Origin of the sequence: Streptomyces recifensis, assembly GCF_002154615.1 — a bacterium.
Classification (GTDB): Bacteria; Actinomycetota; Actinomycetes; order Streptomycetales; family Streptomycetaceae; genus Streptomyces; species Streptomyces griseoluteus.
In genome coordinates this window covers 1-668 of record NZ_MUNH01000691.1, presented here as the reverse complement: position 1 = coordinate 668, position 668 = coordinate 1, and the positions used below count along the sequence as shown (strand labels likewise).

Here is a 668-nt window from a genome sequence, read left to right as displayed (position 1 = left end):
ACCTCGCCGGGGTCCGCGCCGACTTCCTGGCCTCGCTGAACGCCGTCCTCGACAGCGGACCCGGCCGCGACGCCCTCACCCACGGCCTCGGCCCCGGCCAACTGCCCCAGGCCGTCGCCACCGCCGCCGTCGCCCACCTCCTCGGCGGCGCCCTGCGCCGGGGCACCCCCGTGATGTGGACGGTCGACCAGCGCGACGAGGCCGTACGCCTCGTCACCGGCGAACTCGGGGGCCAGGCACGGGGGATCGGCCTCGGCGTACTGGTGCTGCACGGCTGGGCCGCCCACCGCTTCGGCGTGATGCGGGCCGTGGAGAAGCGGCGCGCCTGGCTGATGACCCGCATCCACCCCCAGGCCGGCGACATCCTCAAGTACCTCGCCCGCGGCGACGCCCTGCGCACCCTCATCAGGGACCGCGTCACCGCCGTCGCCCGCGAGCACGGCCCGGTCACCCTCCTCGCGCACAGCCTCGGCGGCATCGCCGCCGTCGACCTGCTCGCCCAGGAGGAGCTGCCCGGCGTACGCCACCTGGTCACCGTCGGCTCCCAGGCCGCCCACCTGCACGAGATCGGCGCCCTGCCCGGCCTCGCCCCCGGCAAGCCGCTGCCCGAACACTTCCCCGCCTGGACCAACGTCTACGACGCCCGCGACCTGCTCGGCTTCCCCGCC

1 protein-coding gene is annotated in these 668 nt (G+C 76.2%); it reads left to right on the top strand.

The genetic code is table 11. The features are described from left to right. Positions 1-668: lipase family protein (locus tag CCN33_RS32310; protein WP_483027260.1), on the top strand; the 668-nt coding region annotated here is incomplete at both ends.